This window comes from Pseudomonas chlororaphis subsp. chlororaphis, from assembly GCF_003945765.1.
Taxonomy (GTDB): Bacteria; Pseudomonadota; Gammaproteobacteria; order Pseudomonadales; family Pseudomonadaceae; genus Aquipseudomonas; species Aquipseudomonas chlororaphis.
The window spans coordinates 1,026,415-1,045,033 of record NZ_CP027712.1; the positions used below are offsets into that span (position 1 = coordinate 1,026,415).

Sequence of the window (18,619 nt, forward strand, 5' to 3'; positions counted from 1 at the left end):
CTCGCTCCTACAGGGGCGGAATATTCGAACTCCGCCATCAACACTGCAGTCAGCCTTCGAGTTTGCTTTTCAGCAATTCGTTCACTTGCTGCGGGTTGGCCTTGCCTTTGGAAGCCTTCATCGCCTGGCCGACGAAGAAGCCGAACATCTTGCCGCGCTTGGCTTCATCGGCGGCGCGATACTGTTCGACCTGCTCGGCGTTGGCCGCCAGCATTTCGTCCAGCACGGCGGAGATGGCGCCGGTGTCGGTGACCTGCTTGAGGCCGCGCTTGTCGATGATTTCGTCGGCGTTGCCTTCGCCATTGGCCATGGCTTCGAACACGGTCTTGGCGATCTTGCCGGAGATGGTGTTGTCCTTGATCCGCAGCAGCATGCCGCCCAGTTGCTCGGCCGAGACCGGCGCCTCGTCGATTTCCAGGCCCTGCTTGTTCAGCAGGCTGCCCAACTCGACCATGACCCAGTTGGCGGCGAGCTTGGCATCACCGGCGATGCTCGCGACCTTCTCGAAGTAGTCCGCCTGTTCGCGGCTGGTGGCCAGCACGCTGGCGTCGTAGACCGACAGGCCGAACTGCGCCTGGAAGCGCTCGCGTTTCTGCGGTGGCAGCTCGGGCAGGGTGGCGCGTACCTGGTCGAGGAACGAGTCCTCGATGACCACTGGCAGCAGGTCCGGGTCGGGGAAGTAACGGTAGTCGTTGGCTTCTTCCTTGCTGCGCATCGGACGGGTCTCGTCCTTGTTCGGGTCGTACAGGCGGGTCTGCTGGATCACCTTGCCGCCGTCCTCGATCAGTTCGATCTGACGCTGGACTTCCGAGTTGATGGCTTTCTCGATGAAGCGGAACGAGTTGACGTTCTTGATCTCGCAGCGAGTGCCGAACTCGGCCTGGCCTTTGGGGCGTACCGAGACGTTGCAGTCGCAACGCAGGGAGCCTTCGGCCATGTTGCCGTCGCAGATCCCCAGGTAACGCACCAGGGCGTGGATCGACTTGACGTAGGCCACGGCTTCCTTGGCGCTGCGCATGTCCGGCTCGGAAACGATTTCCAGCAGCGGGGTGCCGGCGCGGTTCAGGTCGATGCCACTGGCGCCGTTGAACTCTTCGTGCAGGCTCTTGCCGGCATCTTCTTCCAGGTGCGCGCGGGTGATGCCGACGCGTTTGACCGTGCCGTCTTCCAGCGGGATGTCCAGGTGGCCCTTGCCGACGATCGGCAGTTCCATCTGGCTGATCTGATAGCCCTTGGGCAGGTCGGGGTAGAAGTAGTTCTTGCGGGCGAACACGTTGTGCTGGCCGATCTCGGCGTCGATGGCCAGGCCGAACATGACCGCCATGCGCACTGCTTCCTGGTTCAGCACCGGCAGTACGCCGGGCATGCCCAGGTCCACCAGGCTGGCCTGGGTGTTGGGCTCGGCACCGAAGGCGGTGGAGCTACCGGAGAAAATCTTCGATTTGGTGGTGAGCTGGGTGTGAATCTCCAGCCCGATCACGACTTCCCATTGCATGTGTTTCTCCTCAGAAGCCGGTTGGTGTGCGGGTGTGCCAGTCAGTGTTCAACTGATACTGGTGGGCAACGTTCAACAGACGGCCTTCCTGGAAATACGGGGCGAGCAGCTGCACGCCGACCGGCAAGCCGTCGACGAAGCCAGCGGGCATGGACAAGCCCGGCAGACCCGCGAGGTTGGCGGTAATGGTGTAAACGTCTTCCAGATACGCAGCGACCGGGTCGCTGCTCTTGTCGCCGATTTTCCAGGCCGGGTTCGGCGTGGTCGGGCCAAGGATGATGTCGACTTCATTAAAGGCAGCCATGAAGTCGTTCTTGATCAGGCGACGGATCTTCTGCGCCTTCAGGTAGTAGGCGTCGTAGTAACCGGCCGACAGGGCATAGGCACCGACCATGATCCGGCGCTGCACTTCGCTGCCGAAACCTTCGCCACGGGAGCGCTTGTACAGGTCTTCCAGGTTTGCCGGGTTCTCGCAGCGGTAGCCGAAGCGCACGCCGTCGAAACGCGACAGGTTGGAGGAGGCTTCCGCCGGCGCGATCACGTAGTACGCCGGGATGGCATGCTGCATGTTCGGCAGGCTGATTTCCTTGATCACGGCGCCGAGCTTTTCCAGCTCCTTGACGCTGTTGTGGATCAGCTCGGCGATGCGTGGGTCGAGGCCGGCGCTGAAGTATTCCTTGGGTACGCCAATGCGCAGGCCCTGCAGCGAGCCGTTGAGGCTGGCGCTGTAGTCCGGCACCGGTTCGTCGATGCTGGTGGAGTCCTGCGGGTCGAAGCCGGCCATGCCTTGCAGCAGGATCGCGCAGTCCTCGGCGGTGCGCGCCAGCGGGCCGCCCTGATCGAGGCTGGAGGCGTAGGCGATCATGCCCCAGCGCGAAACGCGACCGTAGGTCGGTTTCAGGCCGGTGAGGTTGGTCAATGCAGCCGGCTGGCGGATCGAGCCGCCGGTGTCGGTGCCGGTGGCGGCAGGCAGCAGGCGCGCAGCGACCGCGGCCGCCGAACCGCCGGACGAGCCGCCCGGAACGCGTTCCAGGTTCCACGGGTTTTTCGCCGCGCCGTAATAGCTGGTCTCGTTGCCCGAGCCCATGGCGAATTCGTCCATGTTGGTCTTGCCCAGGGTCACGGTCCCGGCGGCGGCCAGCTTGGCGACTACGGTGGCGTCGTAGGGCGCCTTGAAATTGTCGAGCATCTTCGAGCCGCAGCTGGTGCGGATGCCCTGGGTGCAGAACAGGTCCTTGTGGGCGATCGGCGCGCCGAGCAGGGCGCCGCTCTCACCGTTCGCGCGACGGGCGTCAGCGGCCTTGGCCTGCTGCAGCGCGAGATCTTCGGTGAGGCTGATGAAGCTGTTGAGCTGCGGGTCGAGCTGGGTGATGCGCGCCAGCAGGGTCTTGGTCAGCTCTTCGGAGGAAAACTTCTTGTCGGCGAGTCCGCGGGCGATCTCGGCCAGGGTCATGTGATGCATTGCAGGCTCTTTCCCTTTAGTCGATGACTTTCGGAACCAGGTACAGGCCGTTTTCGACCGCTGGTGCGATGGACTGATAGGCCTCGCGATGATTGGACTCGGTCACAACGTCTGCGCGCAGGCGCTGGCTGGCTTCCAGCGGGTGGGCCAGGGGCTCGATACCGTCGGTATCGACTGCCTGCATTGCATCCACCAGCCCGAGAATGCTGTTCAGGTCGCAGGTGATATGTGGAAGATCGGCTTCATTGAGGCCAAGGCTGGCCAGATGAGCGATTTTTTCCACGTCGGAGCGTTCAAGCGCCATGGGATTCTCCAGTGGAAAACAGAACGGATCTCGTCCGTGTGTTAGATTGTCGGAACACTACCGCATTTCTACGGTCATAAGGCCGCGATTGTGGGGGTTGGTGCACAGAAAAGCGGTCAATTTAACATATTGGCGCCTTGCCCAAAATCCCTGTCGTTGTTAGAGTTTGCCGCACTTTTTTACCCACGCGTTGCCTAGGGTCCCTTTCCCATGTTCAAGAAACTGCGTGGCATGTTTTCCAGCGATCTTTCCATTGACCTGGGCACTGCCAACACCCTTATTTACGTGCGCGAGCGCGGTATTGTCCTGAATGAACCATCGGTTGTGGCCATTCGGACCCACGGTAATCAGAAAAGTGTCGTGGCTGTCGGTACCGAAGCCAAGCGCATGCTCGGTCGTACTCCGGGCAACATTGCTGCCATTCGTCCGATGAAGGACGGCGTGATCGCCGACTTCAGTGTCTGCGAAAAGATGCTGCAATACTTTATCAACAAGGTTCACGAAAACAGTTTTCTGCAGCCCAGCCCTCGTGTGCTGATCTGCGTTCCATGCAAGTCCACCCAGGTCGAGCGTCGTGCCATCCGTGAATCGGCCCTCGGTGCCGGTGCCCGTGAAGTGTTCCTGATCGAAGAGCCGATGGCGGCCGCGATCGGTGCCGGCCTGCCGGTCGAAGAAGCCCGCGGTTCGATGGTCGTGGATATCGGTGGCGGTACCACCGAGATTGCCCTGATCTCCCTGAACGGTGTGGTTTACGCCGAATCCGTACGTGTCGGCGGCGACCGTTTCGACGAAGCGATCATCACCTACGTGCGTCGCAACTACGGCAGCCTGATCGGCGAATCCACCGCCGAGCGCATCAAGCAGGAAATCGGTACTGCCTACCCGGGCGGCGAAGTCCGTGAAGTCGACGTTCGTGGCCGTAACCTGGCCGAAGGCGTGCCACGCGCATTCACCCTGAACTCCAACGAAGTGCTGGAAGCTCTGCAAGAGTCCCTGGCAACCATCGTTCAGGCGGTGAAAAGCGCGCTGGAGCAATCGCCTCCGGAACTGGCTTCGGACATCGCCGAGCGCGGTCTGGTGCTGACCGGTGGTGGCGCCCTGCTGCGTGACCTGGACAAGTTGCTGGCCCAGGAAACCGGTCTGCCGGTGATCGTCGCCGAAGACCCGCTGACCTGCGTAGCCCGCGGCGGTGGCCGTGCATTGGAAATGATGGACAAACACACCATGGACCTGCTCTCCAGCGAATAATCGCGCCGGATGCATCCATGTGTTCCGCTCGCAGGCAGCACTTTGCAGTGCTGCCTGTTGGCGTTTATCTTCTGTCATTCTGCTCCAGGCCGGTTTGAAGCCGTATGAATAAAGAGAACATTTGCCTGGGAGGAGCGGCTTATTAAACCGCTTTTCGCCAAAGGCCCCTCATTGGGCGTACGCCTGTTGGTGCTGGTCGTGCTATCGGTCGCGCTGATGGTGGTCGATGCCCGCTTCACACTGCTCAAGCCAGTGCGTAGCCAAATGTCGCTGGTGCTGATGCAGTCCTACTGGATCACCGACTTGCCACAACGGCTATGGCAGGGTGTGGCCAGCCAGTTTGGCAGCCGCACCGAACTGGTCGCCGAAAACGAAAAACTCAAGACCGAAAACCTGTTGCTCCAGGGCCGCATGCAAAAGCTCGCCGCCTTGACCGAGCAGAACGTTCGCCTGCGCGAGTTGCTCAACTCCTCCGCGCTGGTCAACGAGAAGGTCGAAGTGGCCGAGCTGATCGGCATGGACCCCAACCCCTTCACTCATCGCATCATCATCAACAAGGGTGAGCGCGACGGCGTGGTGCTCGGGCAACCGGTACTCGATGCCCGTGGCCTGATGGGGCAGGTGGTCGAGCTGATGCCTTACACCTCTCGCGTGCTGCTGCTCACCGACACCACTCACAGCATTCCTGTCCAGGTGAACCGCAACGGTCTGCGGGCGATTGCCAGCGGTACCGGCAATCCGGAACGCCTTGAGCTGCGTCATGTGGCCGACACCGCGGACATCAAGGAAGGCGACCTGCTGGTCAGCTCCGGCCTGGGTCAGCGTTTCCCGGCAGGTTACCCAGTGGCGACGGTCAAGGAAGTGATCCATGACTCCGGCCAGCCATTTGCCATAGTGCGCGCTGTGCCGACGGCCGCCTTGAACCGCAGCCGTTACCTGTTGCTGGTGTTCAGCGATAACCGCACCGCCGAAGAACGTGCCAACGATGCCGCCCAGGCTCAGGAAGCGCAGGACCAGCAGGGCGGCACCGCCACGCCGGTGGTCCCGGCGACCGTGCCCAAGCCTGTCGTGCCCGCGACGCCGGCCACCGCGACCGCTCCTGCCGCACCGGCCGCTGCCCCCGCGACGCCAGCCGCCACGACGCCGGTCAAACCCGTGGCCCATCCGGCTCCGGTCAAGCCCGCCGCCACCAGACCCGCCGCGCCCAAGCCGCCTGCAGCGGCCCCGGCCTCCACGGGAGGAAGAGAATAATGTCCCGAAACGGCTGGATGGTCTGGCTGACCTTCGCCATCGGCATGCTGCTCAGCGTGTCGCCTTTGCCACAATTCATGGAAATCCTGCGCCCGCTCTGGCTGGCCTTGCTGCTGGCGTTCTGGGCCCTGGCCCTGCCGCACAAGGTCGGCATGGTCACGGCCTGGTGCCTGGGGCTGGCCGAGGATGTGCTGTATGGCACATTGCTGGGGCAGAACGCGCTGATCCTGACCCTGATCACCTTCCTGGTGTTGTCGTTGCAACAGCGCTTGCGCATGTTCCCGATGTGGCAGCAAAGCCTGGTGATCCTGGTGATCTTCGGCCTGGCGCAACTGGTCCAGCTGTGGCTCAGCGCCTTGACCGGCAACCGTCAACCGACCCTTGCGCTGGTGCTGCCGGCATTGGTCAGTGCCTTGCTCTGGCCTTGGGTCAGCTTCGGTTTGCGCGGGTTGCGCCGACGTTTCAAAATCAACTGATTCGGTCAGGCATTTGCCCGTACCTCGACAGGGAGATGTCTTGATGAAATCGCTTTACCTCGCCTCAGGCTCGCCGCGTCGACGGGAACTGCTCACGCAGATCGGCGTGTCTTTTACCGCCATCAGCGCGGATATCGATGAAACCCCTCTCCCCGATGAAAACCCAGCGGCCTATGTCGAGCGCCTGGCGCGCGACAAGGCGGCGGCCGGGTATGCGCTGATCGCCGATGGCCAGTCTGCGGCCTGTGTCCTGGGCGCCGACACCGCGGTGGTCCTTGATGGGCAGATCCTGGGCAAACCGCTGGACCAGGCCGATGCGCAGTCGATGCTCATGGCCCTGTCGGGGCGCGAACATGAAGTGCTGACCGCCATTGCCGTGCTCGATGGCCAACGCTGCGAGTCGCGGGTGGTCCGCAGCCTGGTGCGCTTCCGGGCGATCGGCGATAACGAGGCGGCCCGCTACTGGGCCAGCGGCGAGCCCCGCGACAAGGCTGGCGGCTATGGCATCCAGGGGCTTGCGGCGGTATTCGTGGCAGGGCTCAATGGCAGTTATTCCGCTGTCGTCGGCTTGCCGGTATGCGAAACCGCAGAATTACTTGGCCATTTCGGCATACCCTGTTGGCAAAACCTTGCAGTGCGCTAAGCGCCGTACCTACCGATGCGGCCATCCATAGTGAATATGCCTGAACGAGACCCTGCCATGAGTGAAGAGATTCTGATCAACATCACGCCGATGGAGTCGCGCGTGGCGGTGGTCGAAAACGGTGTGCTGCAAGAAGTCCATGTCGAGCGGACCCAGCGTCGCGGGATTGTCGGCAATATCTATAAAGGCAAGGTGGTCCGGGTTCTGCCCGGCATGCAGGCGGCGTTCGTCGATATCGGCCTGGATCGCGCGGCGTTCATTCATGCCTCGGAAATCTCCCTGCGCGAAGGGCCGGCGGTGGAAAGCATCGGCGCCCTGGTCCATGAAGGGCAGAGTCTGGTGGTGCAGGTGACCAAGGACCCGATCGGCTCCAAGGGCGCGCGCCTGACCACCCAGCTGTCAATCCCTTCGCGCTACCTGGTGTACATGCCGCGCACCGCCCATGTCGGCATCTCTTTGAAGATCGAGGACGAAGCCGAGCGCGAGCGCCTGAAACAGGTGGTCAGCGATTGCGTGGCCCAGGAAGGCATCAAGGAAGCCGGTGGTTTCATCCTGCGTACCGCCGCCGAGGGCGCGGGCGCCGACGAAATCATGATGGACATCCGTTACCTGCGCCGCTTGTGGGATCAGATCGGCGCGCAGATCAAGACCATCGGCGCCCCCAGTGTCATTTACGAAGACCTGGGCCTGGCCCTGCGTACCCTGCGTGACCTGGTCAGCCCGAAGATCGAGAAGATCCGCATTGATTCCCGGGAAACCTTCCAGAAAACCACGCAGTTCGTCGCCGAACTGATGCCGGAAATCGCCGATCGCCTGGAACACTATCCGGGCGAGCGACCGATCTTCGACCTGTATGGCGTCGAAGACGAAATCCAGAAAGCCCTGGAACGCAAGGTACCGCTCAAGTCCGGCGGTTACCTGGTGGTCGACCCGGCGGAAGCGATGAGCACCATCGACGTCAACACCGGGGCTTTCGTCGGTCACCGCAACCTCGAAGAAACCATCTTCAAGACCAATCTCGAAGCGGCGACCGCTATTGCCCGCCAGCTGCGCCTGCGCAACCTGGGCGGGATCATCATCATCGACTTCATCGACATGGAAGATGAAGAACACCAGCGCCAGGTGCTGCGCACTCTGGAAAAACAGCTGGAGCGCGATCACGCCAAGACCAACATCATCGGCATTACCGAGTTGGGCCTGGTGCAGATGACCCGCAAGCGTACCCGGGAAAGTCTTGAGCAGGTGCTCTGCGAGCCCTGCAGCAGCTGCCAGGGCCGCGGCAAGCTGAAAACCCCGGAAACCATCTGCTACGAAATCTTCCGGGAAATCCTGCGTGAGGCGCGGGCCTATCAGGCCGAAGGTTATCGGGTTCTGGCGAACCAGAAAGTGGTCGACCGGCTGCTCGACGAAGAGTCGGGCAACGTCGCGGAGCTGGAGGCCTTTATTGGCCGGACCATCCGTTTTCAGGTCGAAACCATGTATTCCCAGGAACAATACGACGTGGTGCTGCTCTGAGTCCGCGTACCCTACATTTACCGGATACAGCTGGCCCCGGTTTTCACATGACTCTTGCCACGGGGGCCAACTGACATGGAGCGTCTGATGCGCTTTCTTGCTGCTCTGACCCGCTGGGGGCTGGGGCTTTGTGCGTTACTGCTGGTGCTGACGGCCTTGTACGTCAGCCTGGGTCGGGAGCTGACCCCGCTGGTGGCTGAATATCGGGCCGAGGTCCAGGCCAAGGCTCAGGAATCCTTGGGCATGCCGGTGCAGATCGGCCGGCTGGAAGGCAGCTGGAGCGGTTTCTCGCCCATCCTGCTGGCCCACGATGTGACAGTCGGCGAGGGCGCCAACGCCTTGCGCCTGGATCAGGTGCGGGTGGCGCCCGACCTGCCCGGCAGCGCCCTGGCGCGCCAACTGCGGGTCAAACACCTTGAATTCAGCGGCCTCAACCTGAGCCTGAAGGAAGGTCCGGATGGGCGCTGGGCGCTCGAAGGCCTGCCGGTGCAGGATAACCAGCCTCTCGACCCCGAGCAGTTGCTCAACCGCATGCAGATGGTCAGTGAGCTGTCGGTGCTCGACAGCCAGGTGACCCTGCAACCGCTCGATCATCCCGCGATTGCCTTGACTTACGTCGGCCTCAATCTGCGTGTCGGCCCCGGCCGTCAACGCCTGGATGCGCGCCTGACCCTGCCGGACGGTCAGCCCCTGGCTGTCAGCTTGCGCACGCGAATCCGCGCCAGCGCCTGGCGCGAAGGGCAGGCCGACGCCTACCTGAGCCTGCCACAAAGCGACTGGGCGAAATGGCTGCCGCCGCGCGTGACCCAACAGTGGACGTTCTCCGAACTCAAGGCTGGTGGCGAGTTCTGGCTCAGTTGGGGCGATGGCCTACTGCAGAGCATGGTCGCCCGCCTGAACGCGCCGCAGGTCAGCGGGGCCTATGACGAGCGCAAACCGGTCACCGTGAAGAACCTGGCGCTCAATGCCTATTTCCAGCGCAACGAGCAGGGCCTCAGCGTCGCCTTCGACTCGCTGGCCATGAACATCGGCGAGACGCGCTGGGAGTCCCGCCTGCACCTGCAGCAGACCGGTACCGTCAACAGTGCCGAAGAGCTCTGGCACTTGCAGGCCGACCGCCTCGACCTGACGCCGATCACGCCGGTCCTGGATGCCTGGGCGCCGTTGCCGGAAAAGGCCGCGACCCTCATCGACAACCTCAAGGTCACGGGCGCGCTGCGCAATATCCTGTTCGACTTCCGGCCGCAGGTCAGCGGCGATCAGCGCCTGAGTTTTGCCGCCAACCTGGAGCAGGTCGGGTTCAACGCCTATCGCGGCGCGCCGGCGGCCCGTAACGTCAGCGGCAGCATCAGCGGCGACCTGGGGCAGGGCGAGCTGCGCATGGACAGCAAGGACTTTGCCTTGCACCTGGACCCGATCTTCGCCAAGCCCTGGCAATACCTGCAGGCCAATGCCAGGCTGACCTGGAAGCTCGATCAGCAGGGGTTCACCCTGATCGCGCCGTACCTCAAGGTCCTGGGCGAGGAGGGCAAGATCGCCGGCGACTTCCTGATCCGCCTGCATTTCGACCACACCCAGGAAGACTATATGGACCTGCGGGTCGGTCTGGTCGATGGCGACGGTCGTTATACCGCCAAGTACCTGCCCGAGGTGCTCAGCCCGGCCCTGGACGAATGGCTGCGCACGGCAATCCTCAAGGGCGCGGTGGATGAAGGTTTCTTCCAGTACCAGGGTTCGCTGAACCATGGTGCAGCCGACACCGCGCGCAGCATCAGCCTGTTCTTCAAGGTGCACGATGCCGAGCTGGCCTTCCAGCCGGGCTGGCCGCACATCGGCAAGGTCAGCGGCGATGTGTTCATCGAAGACAGCGGTGTGCGCATCCTGGCCAGCCAGGGTCAGTTGCTCGACACCCAGGTGAAGGATGTCTACGTCAATATTCCCCATGTGCCCGCGGGACAAAGCCCCCACATGTTTATCGACGGCGAGTTCGCCGGCGGCCTGGGCGATGGCTTGAAGATCCTTCAGGAAGCGCCGATCGGCACGGGCCCGACCTTTGCCGGCTGGCAGGGCGATGGCGACCTGCAGGGCAAGCTGAAACTGGATATCCCGCTGGTCAAGGGCGAAGAGCCGAAGGTGCTGGTGGACTTCAAGACCAGCAAGGCACGGCTCAAGTTGAGTGAGCCGGAGCTGGAGTTGAGCCAGCTCAAGGGCGATTTCCGCTTCGACAGCAGCAAAGGGCTGAGCGGCCAGGGCATCAGCGCCCAGGCCTTCGAGCGCCCGGTGACCGCGCAGATTTTTGCCGACGGCCGTCCTGGCAAGCTCGATACCCGGGTCGTCGCCAAGGGCCAGGTGTCGGTCAATAAGCTCACGGAGTGGCTGAAATACAACCAGCCGCTGCCGGTTTCCGGTGACATTCCCTACCAATTGCAGCTCAACCTCGATGGCGCGGACAGCCAACTGATGGTCAGCTCCAGCCTCAAGGGGGTTGCCATCGACTTGCCAGCGCCTTTCGGCATGGCGGCCGGCCAGGGACGTGACAGCGTATTGCGCATGACCTTGCAGGGCGCCGAGCGGCGTTACTGGTTCGATTACGGCGATCTGGCCAACTTTACCTTCGCCGCGCCGAGCGGCAATTTTGCCGATGGCCGTGGCGAGTTGTTCCTCGGCGAGGGCGATGCCGTGCTGCCGGGGGCCAAGGGCCTGCGGGTACGCGGCGTACTGTCGGAACTGGACGTGGAGCCGTGGAAGGCGCTGGTCGATCGGTATGCCGGGCAGGACGCGGGCGGTAGTGCCAAGCAGCTGCTCAGCGGCGCCGACTTTCGGGTCGGCAAGCTCAGCGGTTTCGGCACGACCCTGGACGAGGCCCGTGTGCAGTTGACGCGCAAGCCGTCCTCCTGGGCCCTGCAGCTCGACAGCCAGCAAGCCAAGGGCAACGTGGCGATTCCCGATGCCAAGGCGGCGCCGATGGCAATCAATCTGCAGTATGTGCGCCTGCCGGCCGCCGATCCGACGGTGCAGGCCGACGAGAACGCACCGGACCCGCTGGCCTCGGTCGACCCGAAGAAAGTCCCGGCGCTGGATCTCTCGATCAATCAGCTGTACCAGGGCAACGACCTGATCGGCGCCTGGTCGCTGAAAGTGCGCCCGACCGCCAAGGGCATGGCCTTCAACAGCCTCGACCTGGGCCTCAAGGGCATGGTCCTGCAAGGCTCCGGCGGCTGGGAAGGCGAACCTGGCGCGGCCACCAGCTGGTACAAAGGCCGCCTGGGCGGCAAGAACCTGGCGGACGTGCTCAAGGGCTGGGGCTTTGCGCCGACCGTGACCAGTGAAGAGTTCCACCTGGATGTGGACGGGCGCTGGCCTGGCTCGCCGGCCTGGGTCGGGCCCAAGCGGTTCTCGGGCAGCCTGGATGCGACCCTGCGCAAAGGCCAGTTCGTGGAAGTCGAAGGCGGGGCGCAGGCCTTGCGGGTATTCGGCCTGCTGAACTTCAATTCCATCGGCCGGCGCTTGCGCCTGGACTTCTCCGACCTGTTCGGCAAGGGCCTGAGCTACGACCGGGTCAAGGGGTTGCTGGTGGCCAGCAACGGTGTCTACGTGACCCGCGAACCCATCACCCTGACCGGGCCGTCGAGCAACCTGGAGCTCAATGGCACCCTGGACCTGGTGGCCGACCAGGTGGATTCGAAGCTGCTGGTGACGCTGCCGGTGACCAACAACCTGCCGATCGCCGCGCTGATCGTCGGTGCGCCGGCGGTCGGCGGGGCGCTGTTCCTGATCGACAAGCTGATCGGCGACCGGGTGTCGCGCTTCGCCAGCGTCCAGTACAGCGTCAAGGGGCCCTGGAAGGACCCGAAAATCACCTTCGACAAACCTTTTTGAAAAACCGCGGCCCGGGCCTATGGAGTAGCATGGCCACATATCCAACCTGGAGTGCGCCATGTCCCTTGCGGTGATTCAAATGGTCAGCCAGAGCGACGTTCTGGCCAATCTACAGCAGGCGCGCCAACTGCTGGAGCAGGCCGCTGCCGGCGGTGCGCGGCTGGCTGTATTGCCGGAGAACTTCGCCGCCATGGGGCGCCGTGATGCGGCGGCCATCGGTCGGGCCGAGGCCCGGGGCGAAGGCCCGATCCTGCCCTGGTTGAAACAGACCGCCCGCGACCTCAAGTTATGGATAGTCGCCGGCACCTTGCCGCTGCCTCCGGTGGACCAGCCGGAGACCAAGGCCCGGGCCTGCTCGCTGCTGATCGACGAGCACGGCGAGCAAGTGGCGCGCTACGACAAGCTGCATCTGTTCGACGTGGACGTGGCCGACAATCGCGGCCGTTACCGGGAGTCGGATGACTATGCTCATGGAGAGCAGGTGGTGGTGGCGGATACGCCGGTGGGCCGGGTTGGCCTGACTGTGTGCTACGACCTGCGTTTTCCGGAGCTGTACAGCGAATTGCGAGCCGCCGGGGCGGAGCTGATCAGCGCTCCTTCGGCGTTTACCGCCGTGACCGGCGCGGCGCATTGGGACGTATTGATCCGCGCCCGGGCCATCGAAACCCAGTGCTACCTGCTGGCGGCGGCGCAAGGCGGCATTCATCCGGGACCCCGGGAGACCTTTGGCCATGCGGCCATCGTCGACCCCTGGGGTCGGGTGCTGGCGCAGCAGGATCAAGGCGAGGCCGTGCTGCTGGCCGAGCGCGACAGCAGCGAACAGGCGTCCATCCGGGCGCGCATGCCGGTGGCCAGTCACCGGCGCTTTTTCTCGCAAGGCGCGCAGCGACTTGCTTAAGAACGACGAATTTAAGGCGTAAAGCATATGAGCGGGTTGTTATCTTCAGTCAGTGAACACCTTCTGGCGCCCGGTGGCGTGACCCTGGAAAGCCTGCAGGGCGTGCTCGGCGATCTGGCCGGCCCGGGTATCGATGCCGCCGACCTGTATTTCCAGGGGCAGATTTCCGAGTCCTGGTCGCTGGAAGACGGCATCGTCAAGGAAGGCAGCTTCAATCTGGACCAGGGCGTTGGCGTGCGGGCGCAATCGGGTGAGAAAACCGGTTTTGCCTACAGCAATGCCATCACCCTCGAAGCGCTCGGCCTGGCTGCCCGGGCCGCACGCTCGATTTCCTGCGCCGGGCAGAACGGTACCGTGCAGGCCTTTACCACCCAGGACGTGGCCCAGCTGTATGCGCCGGACAACCCCCTGGAAGTCATCAGCCGCGCGGAAAAGGTCGAGCTGCTCAAGCGTGTCGACGCCGCGACCCGTGCTCTCGATCCACGTATCCAGCAGGTCAGCGTCAGCATGGCCGGGGTCTGGGAGCGCATCCTGGTGGCCTCCACCGATGGCGGCCTGGCGGCGGATGTGCGGCCTTTGGTGCGCTTCAACGTCAGCGTGATCGTCGAGCAGAACGGTCGCCGCGAACGTGGCGGCCATGGCGGCGGCGGGCGTACCGACTACCGTTATTTCCTCAGTGAAGACCGTGCCATGGGATACGCCCGTGAGGCATTGCGCCAGGCCCTGGTCAACCTGGAAGCCATCCCCGCGCCAGCCGGCACCTTGCCGGTGGTACTGGGTTCCGGCTGGTCCGGCGTGCTGTTGCACGAAGCAGTGGGGCATGGCCTGGAAGGCGATTTCAACCGCAAGGGCAGCTCGGCCTACAGCGGCCGCATGGGCGAGATGGTGGCCTCGAAACTCTGCACCATCGTCGACGACGGCACCCTGGCCGGGCGGCGCGGCTCGCTGAGCATCGACGACGAAGGCACCCCGACCGAATGCACCACCCTGATCGAGAACGGTGTGCTCAAGGGCTACATGCAGGACAAGCTCAATGCCCGCCTGATGGGCGTGGCCCGCACCGGCAACGGTCGTCGCGAATCCTATGCGCACCTGCCGATGCCGCGCATGACCAACACCTACATGCTGGGTGGCGAAAGTGATCCGGCGGAAATCATTGCTTCGGTGAAAAAGGGCATCTATTGCGCCAACCTGGGTGGCGGTCAGGTGGACATCACCAGTGGCAAGTTCGTGTTCTCCACCAGTGAGGCGTATCTGATCGAAGACGGCAAGATCACCGCGCCAGTCAAGGGCGCGACCCTGATCGGCAACGGGCCGGAAGCCATGAGCCGGGTGTCGATGGTCGGTAACGACCTGGCGCTGGACAGTGGTGTGGGGACCTGTGGCAAGGATGGGCAGTCGGTGCCGGTGGGTGTCGGCCAGCCGACCTTGAAGATCGATGCGATCACCGTGGGTGGCACGGGCGCTTAAGAAGTGAAGCGGCGGGTGAGTTGCCGGGCAACCCACCCGAGTCGAGGCTCAGCGCAGGCCGCGTTGAGTCTCGTCCAGCTCGCGGATGTATTTGAAGATTTTACGGCTGGAGGCAGGCGGCTTGTTATGGGCCACCTCATGCTGGGCCTGACGGATCAGGGAGCGCAGCTGCTGACGATCCGCTTGCGGATAGTCGGTGACGAACTTTTCCAGGACCGCGTCATCGCCCGCGATCAAGCGATCGCGCCAGCGCTCCAGGCCATGGAAACGTTCGTTGTACTGGCGAGTCGAGGCGTCGAGTTGGTCCAGCAGCACCAGGATCGCGCTGGTGTCCTGATCGCGCATCAGCTTGCCGATGAATTGCAGGTGGCGTTTGCGCGCGATATGGGCGACATGCTTGGGTGCATCCGCCAGGGCCCGGCGCAGAGCGTCGGTCAACGGCAGTTTGTTCAGCAAGTCGGGCTTGAGTGTTGTAAGGCGCTCGCCGAGGTCAACCAGAGCATGCAGCTCGCGTTTGACCTGGGATTTGCTTTTCTCCCCATCGAGGGAGTCGTCGTAAGAATCAACCATGGTGGCAGTCCGCAAAGAAACGCCGCCATGATAACCAGTCGGGGGCCGCTTGTCCGGCCCGGTCGCTCGAAGGCCTTAACCGAAAGCAGAATTTGAGTGGAGAAAACCATGAGTGCAGCACAAAGCGTCGGCCCGCAGGCTTTGCCGGCACTGCAGGAACAAGTCGAGCAGATCATCGCCGAGGCCAAGCGCCAGGGTGCCAGTGCCTGCGAAGTGGCGGTTTCTCTGGAGCAGGGCCTGTCGACTTCGGTTCGCCAGCGGGAAGTGGAAACCGTCGAGTTCAATCGCGACCAGGGCTTTGGCATCACGCTCTATGTCGGCCAGCGCAAGGGCTCGGCCAGCACCTCGGCCAGTGGTCCCGAGGCGATTCGCGAAACCGTCGCCGCGGCCCTGGCCATCGCCAAACACACCTCGGAAGACGAAAGCTCGGGGTTGGCCGATGCCGCCCTGATGGCCCGGGACGTGCCGGACTTCGACCTGTTCCACGCCTGGGACATTACCCCGGAGCAAGCCATCGAGCAGGCGCTGGCCTGTGAGGCTGCGGCTTTTGCCGCCGACAGCCGGATCAAGAACGCTGACGGCACTACCCTGAGCACCCACCAGGGCTGCCGCGTATACGGCAACAGCCACGGTTTTATCGGCGGTTATGCGTCGACTCGGCACAGCTTGAGTTGCGTGATGATCGCCGAGGCCGACGGCCAGATGCAGCGTGACTACTGGTATGACGTCAATCGCCAGGGCCATCTGTTGACGGACCCGGTGACCATCGGCCAGCGCGCCGCGCAACGTGCTGCGAGCCGCCTGGGCGCCCGCCCGGTGCCGACCTGCGAAGTGCCGGTGCTGTTTTCCGCGGAACTGGCCGGCGGCCTGTTCGGCAGCTTCCTGGGGGCGATTTCCGGCGGCAACCTGTACCGCAAATCGTCCTTCCTCGAGGGCGCGCTGGGGCAGCGACTGTTCCCCGAGTGGCTGACCATCGATGAGCGTCCGCACTTGATGCGCGCCCTGGGCAGTTCGGCGTTCGACGGCGATGGCCTGGCCACTTACGCCAAGCCTTTCGTCGAGAACGGCGAACTGGTGTCCTACGTGCTGGGGACTTATTCCGGGCGCAAGCTCGGCCTGCCCAGCACCGCCAACGCCGGTGGCGTGCACAACCTGTTCGTGACCCATGGCGAGGAAGACCAGGCGGCCTTGCTGCGCCGCATGGGCCGGGGCCTGCTGGTCACCGAACTGATGGGCCACGGGCTGAACATGGTCACCGGCGATTACTCCCGGGGCGCGGCCGGTTTCTGGGTGGAAAATGGCGAAATCCAGTTCGCTGTCCAGGAGGTGACCATTGCCGGCAACATGCGCAACATGTTCAAGCAGATCATCGCTGTCGGTAACGATCTGGAGCTGCGCAGCAACATCCGCACCGGTTCGGTATTGATCGAACGCATGACGGTCGCTGGCAGCTAAGTCGTAACGGCGTCAGCGAAAGCGCGCGTCCCGTCCGGGGCGCGCGCTTTTTTATTGCCCGGCTTTTGAACACTGACCAACCCTAGCCACCTGTGCAGGGACGCTTGGTCTTGAGCTTGTTTTGATTCTCAATATCATATAATAATAAATCTCATTATCGAATGAGCCCAGGTCATGAGTTCTGCCTTGCACGAGCAGCCTTATCTCGAAAGCTGGCGTTGGATGAGTCGCCAGATCCGTTGTGCCCTCGATCCGGACGAGCCGCGGCTGATCGAGCATTACCTGGCCGAAGGGCGCTATCTGGCGTGTTGCACCGCCACCTCGCCCTGGCTGATCGCTGAAACCTCATTCCGCCTGCTGCTCGATACCGCCACCGATACCGCGCTGCCCTGGCATTGGCGCAGCCAGTGCCTGGACCAGGCGTGGCGCCCGTTGCGTGACCTGGAACGCCTGTCTTTCTGCAAATGCCGGCTCAAGCGCTGGCAAAGCCATGCCTGGCAACTGGCGACCTGCTCGTTGCTGCCATCCATTCCTCTTATCGAACTGGTGCAAGGATTTCCCGATGAGTAATACCCGTATCGAACGCGACAGCATGGGCGAACTGCATGTTCCGGAGCAGGCGCTGTATGGCGCGCAAACCCAGCGCGCGGTGGATAACTTTCCCATCAGCCACCAGCGCATGCCGGCGCAGTTCATCCGTGCGCTGATCCTGGCCAAGGCGGCCGCGGCCAAGGCCAACGTCGAACTCAAGCAACTGAGCGAATCCCAGGGCAAGGCCATAGTCGATGCTGCCCAGGGCTTGCTGGAAGGCGACTTCATGCAGCATTTCCCGGTGGATATCTTCCAGACCGGGTCCGGCACCAGTTCCAACATGAACGCCAACGAAGTCATTGCCACCCTGGCCAGCCGTTTGCTCGGCGAACCGGTCAACCCCAACGACCATGTGAACTGCGGGCAGAGCAGCAACGACATCATCCCGACCACCATCCACGTCAGCGCCGCGCTGGGCTTGCACGAACAACTGCTGCCGGCGCTGGTGCATCTGGTGCAAGTCATCGAGCGCAAGGCGGTCGAGGTCCATCCCTTCATCAAGACCGGCCGCACTCACTTGATGGACGCGATGCCAGTGCGTATGAGCCAGGTGCTGGAAGGCTGGGCGCAGCAGCTCAAGGCCAATATCGGTCACCTGCAGGATCTGCTGCCGAGCCTGCAATCCCTGGCGCAGGGCGGCACGGCCGTGGGCACCGGGATCAACGCTCACCCGCAATTCGCCGCGGGCTTCAGCCGGCAATTGAGCAGCCTGACCCAGGTGCAGTTCACCCCGGGCAAGAACCTGTTCGCCCTGATCGGCTCCCAGGACACCGCGGTGGCGGTCTCGGGCCAGCTCAAGGCTATCGCGGTCACCTTGATGAAGATCGCCAACGACCTGCGCTGGATGAACTCCGGGCCGTTGGCCGGCCTCGGCGAAATCGAGCTGGAAGGGCTGCAACCGGGGTCTTCGATCATGCCCGGCAAGGTCAACCCGGTGATTCCGGAGGCCACGGCGATGGTGGCGGCCCAGGTGATCGGCAACGACACCACGATCACGGTGGCGGGGCAGTCGGGCAACTTCGAGCTGAACGTCATGCTGCCGATCATCGCCCAGAACCTGTTGAGCAGCATCGAGTTGCTGGCCAATTCCAGCCGCCTGCTGGCGGACAAGGCGATTGCCAGCTTCAAGGTCAACGAGCTCAAGCTCAAGGAGGCGCTGTCGCGCAACCCGATCCTGGTCACGGCGCTCAACCCGATCATCGGCTACCAGAAGGCCGCTGAAATCGCCAAGACCGCCTACAAGCAGGGGCGCCCGGTGATCGATGTCGCCCTTGAACACACTGATCTGTCACGCAGCCAGCTGGAGATCCTGCTCGACCCGGAAAAACTCACCGCGGGCGGCGTGTAAATCCCGACATTGCT

The 18,619-nt window shown here is 63.3% G+C and carries 15 protein-coding genes; 11 read left to right on the forward strand and 4 right to left on the reverse strand.

The genetic code is table 11. The features are described from left to right. Window positions 1-49: 49 nt before the first annotated feature. The 3 genes from gatB to gatC are packed head-to-tail and all read right to left on the reverse strand — an operon-like array spanning window position 50 to window position 3,261. A complete protein-coding gene (gene gatB / locus C4K27_RS04480) occupies window positions 50-1,495 on the reverse strand; it encodes an Asp-tRNA(Asn)/Glu-tRNA(Gln) amidotransferase subunit GatB (RefSeq protein WP_053259647.1) in 1,446 nt (481 codons plus the stop codon). 10 nt (window positions 1,496-1,505) lie between these two features. Next, complete coding sequence (gatA, locus tag C4K27_RS04485; protein WP_007929915.1) at window positions 1,506-2,957, reverse strand: Asp-tRNA(Asn)/Glu-tRNA(Gln) amidotransferase subunit GatA; 1,452 nt, start codon at window positions 2,955-2,957, stop codon at window positions 1,506-1,508. A 16-nt stretch (window positions 2,958-2,973) separates the two neighbouring features. After that, a complete protein-coding gene (gene gatC, locus C4K27_RS04490; protein ID WP_007929913.1) occupies window positions 2,974-3,261 on the reverse strand; it encodes an Asp-tRNA(Asn)/Glu-tRNA(Gln) amidotransferase subunit GatC in 288 nt (95 codons plus the stop codon). A 210-nt stretch (window positions 3,262-3,471) separates the two neighbouring features. Here gatC and mreB point away from each other — a divergent pair, with 210 nt between their 5' ends. The 8 genes from mreB to tldD all read left to right on the forward strand — a co-directional run bounded on the left by mreB (window position 3,472) and on the right by tldD (window position 14,641). Further along, window positions 3,472-4,509 (forward strand): rod shape-determining protein MreB, encoded by a 1,038-nt coding sequence (mreB, locus tag C4K27_RS04495; protein ID WP_002555108.1) that lies wholly within the window; start codon window positions 3,472-3,474, stop codon window positions 4,507-4,509. A 141-nt stretch (window positions 4,510-4,650) separates the two neighbouring features. Further along, the gene (gene mreC / locus C4K27_RS04500) at window positions 4,651-5,760 is read left to right on the forward strand and encodes a rod shape-determining protein MreC (protein ID WP_081002210.1); all 1,110 of its coding nucleotides are present in this window, start codon (window positions 4,651-4,653) and stop codon (window positions 5,758-5,760) included. After that, the gene (gene mreD, locus C4K27_RS04505) at window positions 5,760-6,236 is read left to right on the forward strand and encodes a rod shape-determining protein MreD (RefSeq protein WP_009042183.1); all 477 of its coding nucleotides are present in this window, start codon (window positions 5,760-5,762) and stop codon (window positions 6,234-6,236) included. Before mreC ends, mreD begins: the two co-directional genes overlap by 1 nt. Before the next feature lie 43 nt (window positions 6,237-6,279). Further along, window positions 6,280-6,879 (forward strand): Maf family protein, encoded by a 600-nt coding sequence (locus C4K27_RS04510; RefSeq protein WP_053259648.1) that lies wholly within the window; start codon window positions 6,280-6,282, stop codon window positions 6,877-6,879. A gap of 57 nt (window positions 6,880-6,936) precedes the next feature. Continuing rightward, the gene (rng, locus tag C4K27_RS04515; RefSeq protein ID WP_007929907.1) at window positions 6,937-8,394 is read left to right on the forward strand and encodes a ribonuclease G; all 1,458 of its coding nucleotides are present in this window, start codon (window positions 6,937-6,939) and stop codon (window positions 8,392-8,394) included. Between the two features lie 75 nt (window positions 8,395-8,469). Beyond that, window positions 8,470-12,273: a YhdP family protein gene (locus C4K27_RS04520; protein WP_053259649.1), complete on the forward strand. Its 3,804-nt coding sequence runs from the start codon at window positions 8,470-8,472 to the stop codon at window positions 12,271-12,273. A gap of 58 nt (window positions 12,274-12,331) precedes the next feature. Further along, entirely contained in the window at window positions 12,332-13,171 is an 840-nt protein-coding gene (locus C4K27_RS04525; protein ID WP_053259650.1) for a carbon-nitrogen hydrolase family protein, read from the forward strand. Between the two features lie 27 nt (window positions 13,172-13,198). Beyond that, window positions 13,199-14,641, forward strand: coding sequence for a metalloprotease TldD (gene tldD, locus C4K27_RS04530; protein ID WP_053259651.1), 1,443 nt, complete (start codon window positions 13,199-13,201; stop codon window positions 14,639-14,641). Between the two features lie 48 nt (window positions 14,642-14,689). Here the strand turns inward: tldD and yjgA are convergent, their stop codons facing one another. Then, window positions 14,690-15,211, reverse strand: coding sequence for a ribosome biogenesis factor YjgA (gene yjgA / locus C4K27_RS04535; protein WP_007929901.1), 522 nt, complete (start codon window positions 15,209-15,211; stop codon window positions 14,690-14,692). 108 nt (window positions 15,212-15,319) lie between these two features. Between yjgA and pmbA the strand changes: the two genes are divergently transcribed. The 3 genes from pmbA to C4K27_RS04550 all read left to right on the forward strand — a co-directional run bounded on the left by pmbA (window position 15,320) and on the right by C4K27_RS04550 (window position 18,605). Next, a complete protein-coding gene (pmbA, locus tag C4K27_RS04540; RefSeq protein WP_053259652.1) occupies window positions 15,320-16,666 on the forward strand; it encodes a metalloprotease PmbA in 1,347 nt (448 codons plus the stop codon). 174 nt (window positions 16,667-16,840) lie between these two features. Next, window positions 16,841-17,236: a hypothetical protein gene (locus C4K27_RS04545; protein ID WP_007929895.1), complete on the forward strand. Its 396-nt coding sequence runs from the start codon at window positions 16,841-16,843 to the stop codon at window positions 17,234-17,236. Beyond that, window positions 17,229-18,605, forward strand: a complete 1,377-nt coding sequence (locus tag C4K27_RS04550; RefSeq protein WP_053259653.1) for a class II fumarate hydratase — start codon at window positions 17,229-17,231, stop codon at window positions 18,603-18,605. Before C4K27_RS04545 ends, C4K27_RS04550 begins: the two co-directional genes overlap by 8 nt. Window positions 18,606-18,619: the final 14 nt, after the last annotated feature.

Coding starts and splice junctions, on each gene's coding strand:
- mreB (WP_002555108.1), top strand. CDS start 3,472: ATGTTCAAGAAACTGCGTGGCATGTTTTCCAGCGATCTTTCCATTGAC.
- gatC (WP_007929913.1), bottom strand. CDS start 3,261: ATGGCGCTTGAACGCTCCGACGTGGAAAAAATCGCTCATCTGGCCAGC.
- rng (WP_007929907.1), top strand. CDS start 6,937: ATGAGTGAAGAGATTCTGATCAACATCACGCCGATGGAGTCGCGCGTG.
- mreD (WP_009042183.1), top strand. CDS start 5,760: ATGTCCCGAAACGGCTGGATGGTCTGGCTGACCTTCGCCATCGGCATG.
- C4K27_RS04510 (WP_053259648.1), top strand. CDS start 6,280: ATGAAATCGCTTTACCTCGCCTCAGGCTCGCCGCGTCGACGGGAACTG.
- C4K27_RS04550 (WP_053259653.1), top strand. CDS start 17,229: ATGAGTAATACCCGTATCGAACGCGACAGCATGGGCGAACTGCATGTT.
- gatA (WP_007929915.1), bottom strand. CDS start 2,957: ATGCATCACATGACCCTGGCCGAGATCGCCCGCGGACTCGCCGACAAG.
- C4K27_RS04545 (WP_007929895.1), top strand. CDS start 16,841: ATGAGTTCTGCCTTGCACGAGCAGCCTTATCTCGAAAGCTGGCGTTGG.
- gatB (WP_053259647.1), bottom strand. CDS start 1,495: ATGCAATGGGAAGTCGTGATCGGGCTGGAGATTCACACCCAGCTCACC.
- tldD (WP_053259651.1), top strand. CDS start 13,199: ATGAGCGGGTTGTTATCTTCAGTCAGTGAACACCTTCTGGCGCCCGGT.
- C4K27_RS04525 (WP_053259650.1), top strand. CDS start 12,332: ATGTCCCTTGCGGTGATTCAAATGGTCAGCCAGAGCGACGTTCTGGCC.
- yjgA (WP_007929901.1), bottom strand. CDS start 15,211: ATGGTTGATTCTTACGACGACTCCCTCGATGGGGAGAAAAGCAAATCC.
- pmbA (WP_053259652.1), top strand. CDS start 15,320: ATGAGTGCAGCACAAAGCGTCGGCCCGCAGGCTTTGCCGGCACTGCAG.
- C4K27_RS04520 (WP_053259649.1), top strand. CDS start 8,470: ATGGAGCGTCTGATGCGCTTTCTTGCTGCTCTGACCCGCTGGGGGCTG.